The sequence below is a fragment of the Mesorhizobium sp. P2_D1 genome, assembly GCF_056404455.1.
In genome coordinates this window covers 16,155-32,140 of record NZ_JBFUDZ010000058.1, presented here as the reverse complement: position 1 = coordinate 32,140, position 15,986 = coordinate 16,155, and the positions used below count along the sequence as shown (strand labels likewise).

The 15,986-nt window shown below is 62.6% G+C and carries 18 protein-coding genes; 4 read left to right on the top strand and 14 right to left on the bottom strand.

Features of this window, described 5'->3' with window-relative positions:
* Positions 1-270: 270 nt before the first annotated feature.
* Positions 271-1,851 carry a putative bifunctional diguanylate cyclase/phosphodiesterase gene (locus tag AC1D0I_RS27855; protein WP_477399165.1) on the bottom strand — a complete coding sequence of 527 codons (1,581 nt, stop codon included), beginning with the start codon at positions 1,849-1,851 and terminating at the stop codon, positions 271-273.
* A gap of 117 nt (positions 1,852-1,968) precedes the next feature.
* Between AC1D0I_RS27855 and AC1D0I_RS27850 the strand changes: the two genes are divergently transcribed.
* Entirely contained in the window at positions 1,969-2,796 is an 828-nt protein-coding gene (locus tag AC1D0I_RS27850; RefSeq protein WP_477399163.1) for a 2-keto-4-pentenoate hydratase, read from the top strand.
* 35 nt (positions 2,797-2,831) lie between these two features.
* Here the strand turns inward: AC1D0I_RS27850 and AC1D0I_RS27845 are convergent, their stop codons facing one another.
* Positions 2,832-3,290, bottom strand: a complete 459-nt coding sequence (locus AC1D0I_RS27845) for a YbaK/EbsC family protein (RefSeq protein WP_477399161.1) — start codon at positions 3,288-3,290, stop codon at positions 2,832-2,834.
* Between the two features lie 173 nt (positions 3,291-3,463).
* Entirely contained in the window at positions 3,464-3,748 is a 285-nt protein-coding gene (locus tag AC1D0I_RS27840) for a helix-turn-helix domain-containing protein (protein ID WP_095081186.1), read from the bottom strand.
* Positions 3,749-4,032: 284 nt separating this feature from the next.
* Between AC1D0I_RS27840 and AC1D0I_RS27835 the strand changes: the two genes are divergently transcribed.
* Both AC1D0I_RS27835 and AC1D0I_RS27830 read left to right on the top strand, forming a co-directional pair.
* Complete coding sequence (locus tag AC1D0I_RS27835; protein ID WP_477307214.1) at positions 4,033-4,647, top strand: hypothetical protein; 615 nt, start codon at positions 4,033-4,035, stop codon at positions 4,645-4,647.
* Between the two features lie 191 nt (positions 4,648-4,838).
* Positions 4,839-5,045: a hypothetical protein gene (locus AC1D0I_RS27830; protein ID WP_457153466.1), complete on the top strand. Its 207-nt coding sequence runs from the start codon at positions 4,839-4,841 to the stop codon at positions 5,043-5,045.
* A 74-nt stretch (positions 5,046-5,119) separates the two neighbouring features.
* Here AC1D0I_RS27830 and AC1D0I_RS27825 read toward each other — a convergent pair whose 3' ends face one another.
* The 7 genes from AC1D0I_RS27825 to AC1D0I_RS27795 form a co-directional block, all read right to left on the bottom strand.
* Positions 5,120-5,422: a hypothetical protein gene (locus AC1D0I_RS27825; protein WP_477399159.1), complete on the bottom strand. Its 303-nt coding sequence runs from the start codon at positions 5,420-5,422 to the stop codon at positions 5,120-5,122.
* Between the two features lie 91 nt (positions 5,423-5,513).
* Positions 5,514-6,053: a MerR family transcriptional regulator gene (locus AC1D0I_RS27820; protein WP_477307211.1), complete on the bottom strand. Its 540-nt coding sequence runs from the start codon at positions 6,051-6,053 to the stop codon at positions 5,514-5,516.
* Between the two features lie 131 nt (positions 6,054-6,184).
* The gene (locus AC1D0I_RS27815; RefSeq protein WP_095081181.1) at positions 6,185-6,508 is read right to left on the bottom strand and encodes an integration host factor subunit alpha; all 324 of its coding nucleotides are present in this window, start codon (positions 6,506-6,508) and stop codon (positions 6,185-6,187) included.
* A 103-nt stretch (positions 6,509-6,611) separates the two neighbouring features.
* Complete coding sequence (locus AC1D0I_RS27810; protein WP_477399157.1) at positions 6,612-7,583, bottom strand: beta-ketoacyl-ACP synthase III; 972 nt, start codon at positions 7,581-7,583, stop codon at positions 6,612-6,614.
* Between the two features lie 9 nt (positions 7,584-7,592).
* A complete protein-coding gene (gene plsX, locus AC1D0I_RS27805) occupies positions 7,593-8,663 on the bottom strand; it encodes a phosphate acyltransferase PlsX (protein WP_477399155.1) in 1,071 nt (356 codons plus the stop codon).
* A 113-nt stretch (positions 8,664-8,776) separates the two neighbouring features.
* Positions 8,777-9,325, bottom strand: a complete 549-nt coding sequence (locus AC1D0I_RS27800; protein WP_477399153.1) for a YceD family protein — start codon at positions 9,323-9,325, stop codon at positions 8,777-8,779.
* 3 nt (positions 9,326-9,328) lie between these two features.
* Positions 9,329-9,871 carry a ubiquinol-cytochrome C chaperone family protein gene (locus AC1D0I_RS27795; RefSeq protein WP_477399151.1) on the bottom strand — a complete coding sequence of 181 codons (543 nt, stop codon included), beginning with the start codon at positions 9,869-9,871 and terminating at the stop codon, positions 9,329-9,331.
* Positions 9,872-9,985: 114 nt separating this feature from the next.
* On the opposite strand from AC1D0I_RS27795, the gene AC1D0I_RS27790 reads away from it, so the two are divergent.
* Positions 9,986-10,501 carry an outer membrane protein assembly factor BamE gene (locus AC1D0I_RS27790; RefSeq protein WP_457152675.1) on the top strand — a complete coding sequence of 172 codons (516 nt, stop codon included), beginning with the start codon at positions 9,986-9,988 and terminating at the stop codon, positions 10,499-10,501.
* A 213-nt stretch (positions 10,502-10,714) separates the two neighbouring features.
* Here AC1D0I_RS27790 and AC1D0I_RS27785 read toward each other — a convergent pair whose 3' ends face one another.
* The 4 genes from AC1D0I_RS27785 to AC1D0I_RS27770 form a co-directional block, all read right to left on the bottom strand.
* Positions 10,715-12,856 carry a sodium-translocating pyrophosphatase gene (locus AC1D0I_RS27785; RefSeq protein WP_477399149.1) on the bottom strand — a complete coding sequence of 714 codons (2,142 nt, stop codon included), beginning with the start codon at positions 12,854-12,856 and terminating at the stop codon, positions 10,715-10,717.
* A 242-nt stretch (positions 12,857-13,098) separates the two neighbouring features.
* The gene (locus AC1D0I_RS27780; protein WP_477399147.1) at positions 13,099-13,845 is read right to left on the bottom strand and encodes an ABC transporter permease; all 747 of its coding nucleotides are present in this window, start codon (positions 13,843-13,845) and stop codon (positions 13,099-13,101) included.
* Complete coding sequence (locus AC1D0I_RS27775) at positions 13,842-14,780, bottom strand: ABC transporter ATP-binding protein (protein WP_477399145.1); 939 nt, start codon at positions 14,778-14,780, stop codon at positions 13,842-13,844. The genes AC1D0I_RS27780 and AC1D0I_RS27775 overlap by 4 nt, the downstream gene beginning before the upstream one ends.
* A complete protein-coding gene (locus AC1D0I_RS27770; protein ID WP_477399144.1) occupies positions 14,777-15,940 on the bottom strand; it encodes an ABC transporter permease in 1,164 nt (387 codons plus the stop codon). The genes AC1D0I_RS27775 and AC1D0I_RS27770 overlap by 4 nt, the downstream gene beginning before the upstream one ends.
* Between the last annotated feature and the right edge of the window lie 46 nt (positions 15,941-15,986).

Below are 15,986 nucleotides of genomic sequence, written 5' to 3'. Positions count from 1 at the left end.
GACGACCCCTTGACCCCCAGTCAAGTGCGCTACCGGGCTGCGCTACACTCCGGACCGGTCGCGATGTATCGTGATAACCCCGCCCGGGTCAACCGAAATTCGGCGACTTTCGCGCCGATGCGATCGCAGGTGCCGGTGAGCCCCCAGGCTAGCCTTGGCAGACATCGACCCATTCGGCCCTTGTGAGATCGACCATGCGCTGCGGGCTGAGCCGCAGCGCGGCGTTGGTGGCGGCGGCGGGCACTAAAATCGTTGGCTTCGCCAAGATCTTCAGACAGTCAAGCGGATCGGGGTTGGTTGTCCATTGAGTTGCCGGCGCGCTTCATCAGCGGTAACAGATCGACTGAACAGGAAGCCCTGCCCCTGCTGACAGCCCTCGTTCACGAGCATTGTTTGCTGCTGCTCGTTCTGAACACCTTCGGCAGCGACCGTCAGCCCCAGACCAGAGCCGAGCCCCACCAGCGCGCGAACGATCGCCGCGCTCTCTGGATTCTCAGCCATCACCTGCACAAAGCTCCGATCGATCTTGATGGTGTCCAACTTGAAATTGCGCAAATGATACAGGCTCGAATATCCCGTTCCGAAATTGTTGAGCGCGATTTTCACTCCCGTCTCGTGGATAGCGCCGAGAACGCGCTTGGCGGCTTCGAGGTCGGCAACCAATGCGCTTTCGGTAATCTCCAACTCGAGGCGGGATGCCGGCAGTCCGCTCTCCCCGAGAATGGCTACAATGCGCAGTCCAAATGTATCGTCCTTGAGAAGTGCCGGGGGGATACCGATGGACAGCGTGACATTCCCTCCCCACCCGGCTGCATCCCGACATGCGGTGCGCAGAAGATCATCCACAAGCGCCTGAACGAGACCGGTGGTCTCGGCGATGGCGACGAGGCGCGCCGTATCCAACTCCCCATATTGGTCATGCATCCATCGCGGCGTGGCTTCGAAACTGATGATCGCCCCACTCTTCAGGTCGATCCGCGGTTGGTAGACGACTTCCAATTTCTTCGTGTCGATCGCCGCACGAAGATCGCGCTCCAGGATGTCGCGCTCCCGGATATGGTGGTCCATCTCCTCCTCAAAGAAGCGGAGCGCGCTTCGACCTAATGCCTTGGCGCGATAGAGCGCGATATCCGCTTTGCGCAGGAGCGTTTCGGCGTCGGTCCCATCGGTGGGTGCGAGAGCGATGCCGATCCCGGCGCCGATCGCATGCTCACCCGCACCCGTGCGCACGGGATCCTTCAAGGCTTCGATTATCCTCAGAGCCAAGGTTGCGGCGGCCTCGGCACCAGCCAGATGGCGGGCCAGGATGGCGAACTCGTCACCTCCCAGTCGCGCCACCATATCGTTGTCGCGAATTGCCCTGCGGAGGCGGATCGCTGTCTGGACCAGCGCCTCGTCACCGGTCGGATGACCATGAAGGTCGTTGATGCGCTTGAAACCATTGAGATCGAGCATGAACACCGCGTGCACGGCATCCGCACCAGGAGGAGCTGCAAGAGCCGCATTCAGGGCAGCGTCGAACTGGCGCCGATTGGGCAGGCCAGTGAGCGTGTCCTCGAAAGCCAGGGCGCGAGCTTCTTCTTCCGCCACGCGCCGGCGGCCAATCTCCCGCCTCTGTGCCCGAAGACGCGACCATCCAAACAAGGCAAAGCCCAGCGCGCAAACGGCGAATATCTCGTCAAGCTCAAAGGTCAGCTCGCGCTCGGCGGCGGTTTCGTTCGGAAAGGCGTCAAATTGCCATATGCCGAACCCGGCTGCGATGACGACAGCAACTATCATGGCGATATCGGCCAGAGTGAAGCGATACCGGATGATTATCTCCTTAAGCCAGAGCGAAAAGCGGGAATTCATGGTCGGGCTCCAGCCCCAATATTGGCCTGACTGACTGAATGATCGCTTAACACCCCTCCGGGGACATCATTCGGGAGCATCCGTATCCAATTTCCCCGCCGCTGATACAATGAGATCATGACGCTGCGGAAGCGGGCCCAAATGCTTGATCGGATTGCCCAGGAGGCAATCGCCCTTCTCGGTACGGGACGACAGATCCCGACCTTTTCCAGCCGCTTTCCCCAATTCGGCCTTACAGATGGATACGACGTCGCCGCGAGCGTTCGTGCGGTACGGGGCGCCAGAGGCGAGAAGGTCGTCGGCCGCAAAATCGGCTTCACCAACCGCGCCGTCTGGAGCGGCTATGGCATTTTGGGGCCAATCTGGAACTACATGTTCGACAGCACAGTCGGCGATCTCCCGGAGAAGGGCGGAATGTACTCGTTGGCGGGCCTAGCCGAGCCACGCATTGAACCGGAAATCATCTTGCATCTGGGGACCGTTCCAGATGTCTCCATGAGCGAGGATGAACTTGTCGGCTGTGTCGACTGGATTGCGCTTGGCTTCGAGATCGTTCATTCGATCTTTCCAGGGTGGGTTTTCACAGCCGCCGACGCCGTGGCCGCCTATGGCGTACATGCCAAGCTGTTGATTGGTGATCGGCAGTTGATAACGGAAAATCCGGCGATCTGGGCCGATCAGCTGTCAAGTTTTACGATCACGATCGAGCGCAGTGACGGCTTGATGCGGAGCGGCGGCGGCGCCAGCGTGCTGGGAAGCCCCTTCAAAGCACTTCGCTTTCTTCTGGTGGAAATCGCAGCCAATTCCTCGAGCGACCCGTTGCGAGCCGGCGAAATCATCACGACCGGCACGCTCACCGAGGCGATGCCGGCAGTGGCTGGCGAAACCTGGACTACAGACGTCCGCGGGATAGCCTTGAAGCCGATGCAACTCCAATTCCGATAGCCAGACGCAGCGCGGTGCAAAGCATTGCTTGATCGCTATTGGCAGACATCGACCCATTCGCCGCCAATGAGATCGACCATGCGCTGCGGGCTGAGCCGCACGGCGGCGTTGGTGGCGCCGGCGGCGGGCACGACCTCGTCGAATTCGCGCAGCGATACATCGCAGTAGACCGGCAGCGGCGCCGGCAGGCCGAACGGGCAGACACCGCCGACCGGGTGGCTGGTTGCTTCGACAACCTCCGCGGCGTCGAGCATGCGCGGCTTGCCGCCGAACTGGTCCTTGCACTTGCGGTTGTCCAGCCTGGCGATGCCGCTGGTCACCACCAGCATGGTGCGATCGCCGACGCGCAGGCAGATCGTCTTGGCGATCTGCGCCGGCAGCACGCCATGCGCCTCGGCCGCCAGCGCCACCGTAGCCGAGCTCGCTTCGGTCACGATGACATCGATGTCGGGCGCGTGAGCGGCGAAGAAGGCACGAACGGATTCCAGGCTCATATCGAAAACCCATAGTTCAGGACTGATGGACAGCGGACTGAGCTGCCGCGCGTACAAACACGTGCCACATACAATTCGACAAGCCCCGGCTGCGGCAGGGCGGCTGCCGCACCACAAAAACAAACCCGCCAAGGCTATTCCTTGGCGGGTTGTCGGGCATGCCTGTCGTTGAACTATGCCAGGGATCGACCTTGCGCGGCCGGCGTGTGCACAGCCGAAGCGATCAAAGCGTCCTGGGGAAGTCGAAGCGCGGACACAATACGACGCAGCTTCGACGGATCGGTCACCTTACCGCTCTCGATATCCTCAATCTCGTCGGCAGCCAGACCGCATGTCAGGGAAAGCTTTTCCACACTGTAGCCGCGGGTCTCCCGCATCGCTCTGAGGGTGCTGTAATCCGGCCCTATCTCATTGGCTACCGATTCGGAGAGGGCTTCGCTTTTTGCAGTGTTGGGCATTGGCAACTCCGTAAGCTGAAAGAGTTTGATCAAATGACGAAGTTGCCTGAGACGACCGGGAACATGCCCGCTCGCCAGCGATTTGCCAAGTACCAATCTGACCGTCACGCTATCGTGAAGCAGGCGCCTTGCGCGGCCGGATCGCGCACACGTCGCGATCAAGTTGTTTTGACCGTGCAATCGCGCTTTGTCCGGCAGTTTCGACGCGCCCGTTCGTTATTCCCTGAGTCGCTGGCCTGAAAACCATCCGGTTCCAGCCAGCCGTTCCCGGAAGGATTTCTATAATGAACTTGAAGACAATCATCGTCGTGCTCGGCACGATTTCCAGCCTTTCCGCTGCCGGTGTCGGCGGTGCCCAAGCGGCGGACACGCTGCGCGTGCGCGGCACTGTGGCCAGTTTCGAGCCATCGCTGCTGACCGTGAAAACCCGCCAGGGTGATACCTCCGCCATCAAGCTCAATGCCGGCTGGAAGATATCAGGCATCGCCAGCGCATCCGTGAAGGACATCAAGCAAGGCGATTTCCTCGGCATCGCCTCCGTATCGAAAGCCGATGGCGGCAGCGGCGCGCTGGAGGTTGTGGTCTTTCCGGCAGCCTTGAAAGGCACTGGCGAGGGCGACCGCCCCTGGGACCTGCAGCCCAACAGCCGCATGACCAACGGCACCGTGGCCGACGTCACCGACATAAACGGCCGAGCCGTCACGCTGACCTATGACAATGGGCAGACGAAGAAGATTTCGATACCCGACACCACACCTGTCGTGACCTTCGCGCCGGCCACGCCGACCGACCTCAAGCCAGGTGCGACGGTCGTCGTCACGGCTGAGCGAGCGGCTGACGGCACGCTGAGTTCCGGCCGCGTGGTGGTCGGAAACAATGGCGTCGCCCCGCCAATGTAGGCAAAACAGGCGGGAAAGCATGGCCTTTCGGCCTTGGCGATGATGATGGTGGAAGCCCGATTTGCTTAGAAACAGTCGAGAAACAAAATTCTACAGCCGGGAAATAACGAGGAAAAAATTCAGGAGCGTAATCCCATTCGCGGCGATCGGGTCATCGACTCGATCGACTTGCTAAAAAAGGAAAACGACCCATGAAGACGTCCCTCCTCTCGGCCCTCGGGCTTGCGGTTGCACTTGCTTTCACGGTGCCGGTGATCGGCGCGACGAGTGCGGATGCCGCTCCGGCCACGATGGCACAGCATCATCACCACCATCATCATCCCTACCATCCTGTCCATCACCGCCATCACTACCATCACCACTACCATCATCATCACCACGACATGAAGAAGGCCTAGGCATACCAGACTGCCAACGAGAAGACCGGCCTTGGCTGTTCAAGGCTGGTCTTCTCGTGGCAATGCGATACGATTCAGCGCCGGCTGAACAGCAGACTGGCAACGAGACCGACCATGACAAGGCCGACCGCGACGGCCGCGGTCGGATGGTCGCGCGCCGATTTCTCGACGACCCTGCCTTGCTTGCGTATGGCCGGCATCGCATCGCGCAGACGCCCTGCAAGATCGGCATAGGTGTCGAGCGCGGCATCGCGACCGTCTTCGTAATAGGCGCCGCCGCGTCTGGACACCGCCTTCTTCAGGCTGGCCAATTCCCTGGTGAGAGCCGCGACCTGCTTGTCGAGGTCGATGTCCGAGAGGGTCGAATATGATGCCATGACGTTTTTCCTTCAATTGCAGAAGGAAACGTAACGCCTCACGCCAAGGCCGGTTCCGGTTTTCGACCGGCCGACATTGCTCAGTTGGCGGTCAGCGCACCTGATCGAGCAGTCGCTTGCATTCCAGGAGGTCGAACAGCGCTTCCTGCAGCAAGGCGCGATTGTCGCGCGAGAGTTTCGACGCGTCAGGCTGAACCGGACCGTCCTCGTCGCTCTTGCCCAGGCCGAAAAAGCGGCGGCTGGGTTTGACGCGCGGCTGGCCAACCAGTTCGTCATCCATGCCGCGCGGCTGGGCCGCAGGCGTCAACAGCACTTGATCGGCCTGCCGGCGCTGCGAGATCGCCTCGACGGCGGCCATGTCGCCATTGCCGATGGCGACCAGGAAATGATTGCCGTTCTCGCGCAGCAGCTTCTGCACGCCCTTGATGGTGTAGCCCTGGTCGTAGAGCATATGGCGGATGCCCTTGATCAGTTCGACATCCTGCGGCCGGTAGTAACGGCGGCCGCCACCGCGCTTCATCGGCTTGATCTGGTTGAAACGCGTTTCCCAGAAGCGCAGCACATGCTGAGGCAGGTCGAGATCTTCGGCGACCTCGCTGATGGTACGAAAGGCGTCGGGGCTCTTGTCCATGGGCGAATCCTCACGCTGGACGATGATCCAGCCTACCTGCCGAATCGGGCCTCATTTCAGCGGTTTGTGAAACAATATTCAAGCCCGGCGTCATGGCGCGGCGCCGTTTTCAACCGCTGAGCCGAGCGAGGCTACTTACTGCCCTTGGCCTTGCCGCTTTGATGCGACCGCAAGATGCGGCTCTTCAGTACGTTCGACGACTTGAAGGTCATCACCCGGCGCGGCAGGATCGGCACCTCTTCGCCAGTCTTGGGATTGCGGCCGATGCGCTCGTTCTTGGACCGGACGTGGAATGTCGCGAAGGACGACAGCTTCACCGTCTCGCCACGGACGATCGCTTCGCAGATCTCGTCCAGCACCGCTTCGACAAGTTCGGCCGATTCAGTGCGCGATAAGCCGACCTTCCGGTAAACAGCCTCGGCAAGGTCGGCGCGCGTAAGTGTCTTTCCCCCCATGCGACCGTCCCATCAGCTCAAAACATTAAATTCGGCACAACAACGGCAGAGCCTAAGTAATTGATCCGGCAAGGTCAAGGACCGAAACCGGACCGTTCGGCACTTACCAGCGAACCAGAACAGCACCCCAGGTGAAGCCGCCGCCCATGGCCTCCAGAAGCACGAGATCGCCCTTCTTGATGCGGCCGTCGGCGACGGCCACCGACAGCGCCAGAGGCACGGAAGCAGCCGAGGTGTTACCGTGCAAATCGACCGTCACCACCACCTTTTGCTCGGCTATCCCGAGCTTCTTGGCGGAAGCGTCAATAATTCGTTTATTGGCCTGGTGCGGCACGAACCAGTCGAGATCATCGGCCGATATGCCGGCCTGCGAGAACGTCGCCTCGATGACGTCGGTGATCATCCCGACCGCATGCTTGAAGACTTCGCGGCCCTCCATCCTGAGATGGCCGACCGTGCCCGTGGTCGATGGCCCGCCATCGACAAAGAGCTTCTCCTTGTGGGTGCCGTCGGAGCGCAGGCTGGCCGCCAGAACGCCACGATCGGCGATCCCGCCAGTCCCCTCGCCGGCCTCCAGGATCACGGCACCGGCGCYGTCACCGAACAGCACGCAGGTCGAGCGGTCGCTCCAGTCGAGGATGCGCGAGAACGTTTCCGAGCCGATCACCAGGACGCGCCTGGCCAGGCCACCACGGATGTAGAGATCGGCGGTGGTCGCCGCATAGACGAAGCCGGAGCAGACCGCCTGCATGTCGAAAGCAAAACCGTGATGCATGCCGAGCCGGTTCTGGATCTCGACGGCGGTGGCCGGAAAAGTGTTGTTGGGCGTCGAGGTCGCCAGCACGATCACATCGATGTCGGCTGGCGTCAGCCCGGCATCGGAAAGTGCGGCACGCGCCGCCGCTTCACCCAGCGAAGCCGTCGTCTCGTCATCACCGGCGATATGGCGCTGGCGGATGCCTGTGCGCTGGGCGATCCATTCGTCGGAGGTTTCCACCATGCCTTCGAAATCGGCATTCTTCATAATTCGGCGGGGCAGCGCGGCGCCCGTGCCGCGCACGACTGATCTGATCAAAGTTCTTTCCTATTCCTTTGCGTCGATAACGACGTCGGATTTTCTAGATGTCTGAGTATGCGGATTGCGCGCATGAAACAGGTCCAGATCCGCCTCGATGCGGTCGAGCAGATTGTTGCGAACCATATCGTAGGCCAATTCGATCGCCGCGGCGAAACCATCCGAATCGGCTCCGCCGTGGCTCTTCACAACGATCCCGTTCAATCCCAGGAAAACGCCACCATTCGAGCGCCCGACATCCATCTTTTCACGCAATCGGTTGAAGGCGCCCTTGGCGAAGACGTAGCCTATCCTGGCCATCAGGGTGCGGCTCATCGCGGCGCGCAGATAGCCCGCTATCTGGCGCGCAGTTCCTTCCGCCGTCTTCAGGGCGATATTGCCGGCGAAGCCCTCCGTCACCACCACGTCGACCGTACCCTTGCCGATATCGTCGCCTTCGACAAAGCCATGATATTTCATCGAGGCCATGTTGGCCTCGCGCAGCATGCGCCCCGCTTCCTTGACTTCTTCCTGGCCCTTGATCTCCTCGACACCGACATTGAGCAGGCCAACCGTCGGTCGCGTGATGCCGAAGACAGAGCGCGCCATACCGGTGCCGAGAATGGCGAAATCAATAAGCTGATGGGCGTCGGCACCGATGGTGGCGCCGACGTCGAGCACCACGCTTTCGCCACGCGTCGTCGGCCAAAGCGCTGCAATCGCCGGCCGTTCGATGGTGGCCATGGTGCGCAGGCAGAATTTCGACATCGCCATCAGCGCACCGGTATTGCCGGCGGAGACACAGGCGTCCGCCGACGCTGCCTTGACCGCTTCGACAGCCTTCCACATCGACGACTTCCAGCGGCCGTGGCGCAGCGCCTGGCTAGGCTTGTCGTCCATCCTGACCGCGATCTCGCAGTGGAAGAATTCACTGATCTCGGCCAGCGTCGGGAATTTGGCCAGTTCAGGGCGCACCACCTCTTCACGTCCAAAGATGACGAAGCGGATGTCGGGACGGCGGGTCGCGACCGTCATGAGCGCCGGAATGACCACGGCTGGTCCGTGATCGCCGCCCATGGCATCGATGGAAATCCTGATCACGCGGTATTCATCTCACGGTTAGGCGGCAGGTCGCTTTAGTGGTCGCGAAGGTTCGGCGAAAATAGCGGTTTTGGGCTGCCGCACAACCGACTTTTCCGTCGCGGGCGTGGTTTTCAGGATTTTCCCAGCAAGGATCGCAGTTTTTGCTGAAATTCATTCTCCGCCGGTTCGCTCTCGCGGCCGGCATCCAGAGACGCGCCCTGCTTGCGCGGATATGGTTCGATCGCCAGTCCGAAGAACTGTTCGGCGAGCGCCCCGACATCGATCGTGTCGCCGGAAAATGTTTCGGGAGCGTCCGGTCCGTCCGCGTCGAGCAGGATCTCGCCGCCGTCATCGAAACCCTGCCGTCCGAGCTTGGAGTCCTCGGGCAGCAACAGCGCTTCGACCGGCTCGTCGATATGCGCTTCCACAGGATCGAGCGTGACGATGCAGGCCTGGGTGATGTCGGCTTCGACGCGACCGCTGACCTTCACGCCATTGCGCTTCCATGACGTCACCAGAAGCTCGGCGCGATAGGCTTCGACCGAAAGCAGCCCGTGCTCCTCGGCCAGCGCCGCGCGCTGCGCGGCGTCAGCCTCGATCACCACCGGCAACCCCTTCTGCGGCAGACGGGCGATGTTTGCGCGGAACGATACCGGGCTTTGCGGGTCAATGTGTTTCATCGATCAACCTCCGTTGGCGACGGGAAACGCCACCGTGCCGGAGACTATCGATTCGGATGGCTGGGCGGCCAGCTGATCGCGGGCGTCGGTGACATAATTGGCCAGCAGCGACGCTTCCGGCCAGGCGCCGGTGTCGGGCCGGACATTGCGGGCAAGGGCCGCGGTGAGCCCGTCATGGTCGTTTCTTTCCAGGGCATCGTCATAAGCGGCGGTTCGGCCATAGAACATCTTTGCCAGCTTTTTCACGCGTTTGGGCACGCCGACATCGCCAATACCCAATTCCCGCAGCGAATGATCGACATCGAGGAAGAACTCGTCGATCAGCACCTGCGCAACCTCTTGCGCCACGCCGTCCTCGCCGTGCAACCGGTGCTGGAACAGGAACATGTGCAGCGACACCATCTCGAAGCGGCCAAGCGGCGTATCGGGCACATTCCAATGGGAATAAAACACAGTCTGCCGCGCCGCCGCCACGATTTGTGCGTAAAGCGCCTCGGTGATAGCGCGGTTGGCATGGCGTTCGCGGCCAAAAAAGCGCTGGAACATTGGGGATGGTCTCCCGGGGACCGTTTGTTGAAGTGGCCTTGTTGCATCGGCCTGCAAGCTGGTTTACCGGTTTTGCGGCCCAGCGCAAGTTGCGGCCAGCTAATGGAGTTGTTGTTGCGCGCGCTGAATTTCAAGTCGACCTTCTCGTCCCGGCCCGCCGGTGCGATCTCGCTACTGGTGATTGTTTCGGCGCTGTCCGCCTGCCACACCTCCAAGATGATCGGTGACCTCAGCCCGAGCGAAACCCTCACCCAGGGTTATGTGATCGATCAGCAGGCGATCGACCTGGTTCCGGTCGGATCGAGCCGCGAGCAGGTGCTTCTGGCGCTCGGCACGCCGTCGACGACGGCGACCTTCGACAACGAGGCCTTCTATTACATTTCGCAGACGCGCAAGCGCTACGTCGCCTTCGACAAGCCGCACCTCATTGACCAGCATGTGCTGGCGGTCTATTTCGGCCCCGACAGTCGCGTCACCCAGATCGCCAATTACGGCTTGAAGGACGGCAAGGTGTTCGACTTCATCTCGCGCACCACGCCGACCGGCGGCAAGGACCAGAACTTCCTCAGCCAGATCATCAACGGCGCCAGCAAGCTGGCCCCCGGCATCCCGGGCGGCGGCACTCCCTGATCTCAGACCTGCCTTCCCTCGAGGAGAGCAGCACCATCTCAGGCGACCAAAAACCCGCGGGAGCGATCCTGCGGGTTTTTGTTACGGAAGATCAGTGGGCAAGGCTCGCAGCGAGGCCTCGCCAAAGGGACGAACTGAAGGGCGGCCGGTAATCGACGCAACAAAAAACCCGCGGGGATCGCTCCCCGCGGGTTTTGTCTTGGGGCCAATGGCTCAGCCGTGCGCGAGCACGGCCAGCAGCAGGACCGCGACGATGTTGGTGATCTTGATYGCCGGGTTGACSGCCGGACCGGCGGTGTCCTTGTAGGGATCGCCGACCGTRTCGCCGGTCACCGAAGCCTTGTGCGCTTCGGAACCCTTGAGGTGCTTGACGCCGTCCTTGTCGACAAAGCCGTCTTCGAACGACTTCTTGGCGTTGTCCCAGGCGCCACCGCCGGAGGTCATCGAGATGGCGACGAAGAGGCCGTTGACGATGACGCCGAGCAGCGAGGCGCCGAGGGCGGCAAAGGCGGACGCCTTCGAGCCCGAGATCAGCAGCACGCCGAAATAGACGACGAGCGGCGCCAGCAYCGGCAGCAGCGACGGGATGATCATCTCGCGGATCGCCGCCTTGGTCAGCAGATCGACAGCGCGAGCGTAGTTCGGCTTCGACGTACCGGCCATGATGCCCGGGTCCTCGCGGAACTGCTTGCGCACCTCCTCGACGATGGCGCCGGCCGCACGGCCCACGGCCGTCATGGCGATGCCGCCGAACAGATACGGGATCAGGCCGCCGAAGATCAGGCCGGCAACGACGTAGGGGTTGGAGAGATCGAAGGAGATCTCGCCCATGCCCTGGAAGTACGGATACTTGTCGCCATTGGCGGCAAAGAACTTCAGGTCGTTCGAGTAGGCGGCAAACAGCACCAGCGCGCCGAGTCCGGCCGAACCGATGGCGTAGCCCTTGGTCACCGCCTTGGTGGTGTTGCCGACCGCGTCGAGAGCGTCGGTGGAGTGGCGCACTTCCTTGGGCAGACCGGCCATTTCAGCAATGCCGCCGGCATTGTCGGTGACCGGGCCGAAGGCGTCGAGCGCAACGATCATGCCGGCGAGGCCGAGCATCGTCGTGACCGCGATCGCCGTGCCGTAGAGGCCGGCGAGCTGATAGGTCGAGATGATGCCGGCGACGATGACGATCGCCGGCAGCGCCGTCGATTCCAGCGAGACTGCAAGGCCCTGGATGACGTTGGTGCCGTGACCGGTCACCGACGCCTGGGCGATGGAGTTGACCGGGCGCTTGTTGGTGCCGGTGTAGTATTCGGTGATCACCACGATCAGACCGGTCACCACGAGACCGACCAGGCCGCAGATGAACAGGTTCTTGCCGGTGATGGCCATGCCGGCAACCACGCCGATCTCGCCCCAGCCCAGGGTAACCGAGGTGGCGACGCCGAGGCCGACGATGGACAACAGGCCGGTGACGATCAGGCCCTTGTAGAGCGCGCCCATGATCGAGCCGTTGGAACCGAGCTTGACGAAGAAGGTGCCGACGATCGAGGTCAGGATGCAGGCGCCGCAGATGGCGAGCGGATAGAGCATCGCCGCCCCCAGGATGGCGGTGCCGCCGAAGAAGATCGCGCCGAGGACCATGGTAGCGACGACGGTCACCGCATAGGTCTCGAACAGGTCGGCGGCCATACCGGCGCAGTCGCCGACATTGTCGCCGACATTGTCGGCGATGGTGGCCGGGTTGCGCGGATCGTCTTCGGGAATACCGGCTTCGACCTTGCCGACCAGATCGCCGCCGACGTCGGCGCCCTTGGTGAAGATGCCGCCGCCGAGACGGGCAAAGATCGAGATCAGCGAAGCGCCGAAGCCCAGCGAAACCAGCGAGTCGATGACGATGCGGTCATTGGGCTCAAGGCCCATGAAATGGGTGAGGATGAGGTAGTAGATCGACACGCCGAGCAGGGCCAGGCCAGCGACCAGCATGCCGGTGATGGCGCCCGACTTGAATGCGATGTCGAGACCGGCGGCGAGGCTGTTGGAGGCCGCCTGCGCGGTACGCACATTGGCTCGCACCGAAACGTGCATGCCGATGAAGCCGGCGGCGCCCGACAGGACGGCGCCGATCAGGAAGCCAACCGCGGCGGTGATGGAAAGCAGCCACCAGGCGAGTATGAGCACGACGACGCCGACGAGGGCGATCGTGGTGTACTGGCGCGCCAGATAGGCCTGCGCGCCCTCGCGGATGGCCGCGGAGATTTCCTGCATGCGTGCATTGCCCTGATCGGCCGCGAGGACCGAACGTGTCGCCCAGATGGCGTAGAGGACAGAAAGCAGACCGCAGGCGATGACGGCGGAAATAATTGTCATTGCCGGATTTTCCTCGATTGATGGCCCAAAAGAACCCCTCCCTGGGCCGTTGAGACAAAGACCGGACCCGTGCACGGAATCCGCCTCTTCGCAGCGGTGTATGCGAAACAGGGCTGCGAACGTCAAGATATTGTTCGGTTTTTGCCCGGCTTTCGCCCAAAAGGCATAGGGCCACGAGACCGCGGCCATCGGTATTGTCCTATTAGATCGATTGAAATCGATCTCGACGCGGCACTTGGCTACTAGACTTCGCGGCCCATGCGGCGCGCCGTGTAGCGTTCGACCGCCGAAAGACCGTCATAGATCAGCACGGCAAGGGCTGCCACGATCAGGCCGCCCTGCAGGATGAAGGCGAGGTTGTTGGATAACAGGCCGGCGATGATAACCTCGCCCAGCGTCTTGGCGGCAACCGTCGAGCCAATGGTGGCGGTGGCAAGGCCGATCACCACCGACAGCCTGATGCCGCCAAGGATGATCGGGGCGCTGAGCGGCAGTTCAACCTTGGTGAGCCTTTGCCAACCGGTCATGCCGGCGCCGCGCGCCGCCTCCATGACATTGGCCGGCAATGTCGTCAGGCCGGTCAGCGCATTCTCGAAGATCGGCAGCAGGCCATAGAGAAACAGCGCGATCAGCGTCGGTTTTTCGCCGAAGCCAACCGCCGGGACAGCGAGCGCCAGCACCGCCACCGGCGGAAAGGTCTGGCCGATGTTGACCAGGCTGCGCGACAGCGGCAGGAACTCGGCGCCGGCGGGCCTCGTGACCAGGATGGCCAGTGCGACCGCGACGACGGTCGCAGCCACCGTGGCGATCAGAACGATGCGTAAATGCAGCAACGTCAGCGTCAGCAGGCTGCCCTGATTGTAGATCACCGGCGCATTGTTCTCTGTCAGTGGCTTCAGCAGCGGTTCGAACCAGCCGGGATTGGTGACGAAGGCAACGAGCAGCACCACCAAAGCCAGCCTGAGCAGCGAGGGAAGCCAGGCCTTCATGCCGGCCTCGCCGCGCGCTTCACCAGACCGTCCACCGTGACGCGGCCGAGCGGCTTGCCGTCGGCGCCTTTGACCGGCAACGCCGGCCGGCCCGACCACAACAGTTCGGCCAGCGCATCGCGCTGGCTGGCGTCGCCCGGGATCGCCTCGCCTTCGGCGGAGCCCTTCTCCACGGCGTCGCGCACGCGGCCGAGCGAAAGCAACCGAAACGGCCTTTCGCTGGCGCCGACCAGGGTCTCGACGAAGGAACTGGCCGGATTTGCCAGGATCTCAGCGGGCTTGGCGTATTGCACAAGCTTGCCGGCATCCATGACGGCGATCTTGTCGCCCATGTGGACGGCCTCTTCAATATCGTGGGTGACGAGAATGATGGTGGTGCCGAAGCGTTTCTGGATCGCCAGGAGATCTTCCTGCGCCTTGGTGCGGATGATCGGGTCGAGCGCGCCGAACGGTTCGTCCATCAACAGCACGTTGGGCTCGGCGGCTAGCGCGCGGGCGACGCCGACGCGTTGCTGCTGGCCGCCGGACAGTTCGTGCGGGTAGCGTGGCCCAAACGCTTCGGGATCGAGTTGGTAGAGCGTCATCAACTCGTCGACGCGGGCCTTGATGCGGGCCTTGTCCCAGCCGAGCAGCACCGGCACAGTGGCGATGTTCTGTGCCACCGTGCGATGCGGAAACAGGCCGTGGCCCTGGATGGCGTAGCCGATGCTGCGGCGCAGTTCGTAACCGGGCAGCGAGCGATTGTCCGCGCCATCGAGCTTGATGACCCCAGCCGTCGGCTCGACCAGCCGGTTGATCATGCGCAGCAGCGTCGTCTTGCCGGAACCCGACGTGCCGACAATGACGCAAACCGTGCGCGGTTCGATGACCATCGAAACGTCATCGACGACCGTTGTCGCGTCGTAGCGCTTGGTAATGCCTTCGATCTCGATCATGCCGTTTCAACCCTGCGCTTGGTGGCGGTCATTTCGATCACTGCGTCGAGGATGATGGCGGCGGCGAAGGCGAGCGCGACCGTCGGCACGGCGCCGAGCAGCACCAGATCCATCGCCGTCTGGCCAACCCCCTGGAAAACGAACACGCCGAAACCACCGCCACCGATGAGCGCGGCAATGGTGGCGAGGCCGATGTTCTGCACCAGAACGATGCGGATGCCGGTGAGGATCACCGGAAATGCCAGCGGAAACTCGACGCCGAACAGGCGCTGCCTGTCGGTCATGCCCATGCCGCGCGCCGCGTCGTTGGCGGCACGCGGCACGCCGGCGAGACCGACCACGGTGTTGGCCACCACCGGCAGCAACGAATAGAGGAACAGAGCGACGAAAGCCGGTGCCGTGCCGATGCCGCGAATGCCGAGCGCGGCGGCTCCCGGCACGTGCGTGGCGACCCAGCCGAGCGGCGCGATCAGAAGGCCGAACAGCGCGATCGAGGGAATGGTCTGGATGATGTTGAGCACGTTGAGCACGCCGGCGCGCAGCCTTTCGACGCGATGGCAGAGGATGCCGAGCGGTAGGCCGACGATCACAGCCGCAGCCAGCGAGCCGAGCGCCAGCGTCACATGCTTGGAGCCTTCGGCCCAAAAACTGTCGGCGCGGTTGGCGTATTCCTTGAGGATCGACAGATTATCCCAGCTTCCCGAAATCAACAGCAGGCCGATCGCCAAAGCCGCCACAACAAGCACGCCGACCCGTGCCAATGGCGACAGGTTCAGCCGTGTCAGCACATCGGCCAGCAGAAGCGTGAAGGCGAACATCATTATCCAGAAACCGGAAGCAGGCGACACTCTCGCAAGGGTGTTGCCGGCCGGCGTCAGAAATGTTCCGGCGACGCCAATCAGCAGCGCCAGCGCTGCAAGCACCACCACGCTGGCGACGAGGCGCAGGACAAGCGGTGTCCTTAACAGCGCGACAAGTGCGGCGGCAACAATGATCGCGAGCAGCAGCGTCCCGGTCGCCGTCGGCAGCGCCTCGAGAATCGAGCGCGCCTGGCCGGGAACGATGCGGTTGCCGCGGAACGTGGCAAAGGGCGCAGCGAAAGCCGCGTAAGCTACTATCGCGGCGATGACCACGCCGAGCTTGTCGAACCGGATCTGCACGCCCTCCCCCGTCAGTCGATCCGGCGCGCCACGGATGCGGCGCGCC

Coding starts and splice junctions, on each gene's coding strand:
- AC1D0I_RS27855 (WP_477399165.1), bottom strand. CDS start 1,851: ATGAATTCCCGCTTTTCGCTCTGGCTTAAGGAGATAATCATCCGGTAT.
- AC1D0I_RS27850 (WP_477399163.1), top strand. CDS start 1,969: ATGACGCTGCGGAAGCGGGCCCAAATGCTTGATCGGATTGCCCAGGAG.
- AC1D0I_RS27845 (WP_477399161.1), bottom strand. CDS start 3,290: ATGAGCCTGGAATCCGTTCGTGCCTTCTTCGCCGCTCACGCGCCCGAC.
- AC1D0I_RS27840 (WP_095081186.1), bottom strand. CDS start 3,748: ATGCCCAACACTGCAAAAAGCGAAGCCCTCTCCGAATCGGTAGCCAAT.
- AC1D0I_RS27835 (WP_477307214.1), top strand. CDS start 4,033: ATGAACTTGAAGACAATCATCGTCGTGCTCGGCACGATTTCCAGCCTT.
- AC1D0I_RS27830 (WP_457153466.1), top strand. CDS start 4,839: ATGAAGACGTCCCTCCTCTCGGCCCTCGGGCTTGCGGTTGCACTTGCT.
- AC1D0I_RS27825 (WP_477399159.1), bottom strand. CDS start 5,422: ATGGCATCATATTCGACCCTCTCGGACATCGACCTCGACAAGCAGGTC.
- AC1D0I_RS27820 (WP_477307211.1), bottom strand. CDS start 6,053: ATGGACAAGAGCCCCGACGCCTTTCGTACCATCAGCGAGGTCGCCGAA.
- AC1D0I_RS27815 (WP_095081181.1), bottom strand. CDS start 6,508: ATGGGGGGAAAGACACTTACGCGCGCCGACCTTGCCGAGGCTGTTTAC.
- AC1D0I_RS27800 (WP_477399153.1), bottom strand. CDS start 9,325: ATGAAACACATTGACCCGCAAAGCCCGGTATCGTTCCGCGCAAACATC.
- AC1D0I_RS27795 (WP_477399151.1), bottom strand. CDS start 9,871: ATGTTCCAGCGCTTTTTTGGCCGCGAACGCCATGCCAACCGCGCTATC.
- AC1D0I_RS27780 (WP_477399147.1), bottom strand. CDS start 13,845: ATGAAGGCCTGGCTTCCCTCGCTGCTCAGGCTGGCTTTGGTGGTGCTG.
- AC1D0I_RS27775 (WP_477399145.1), bottom strand. CDS start 14,780: ATGATCGAGATCGAAGGCATTACCAAGCGCTACGACGCGACAACGGTC.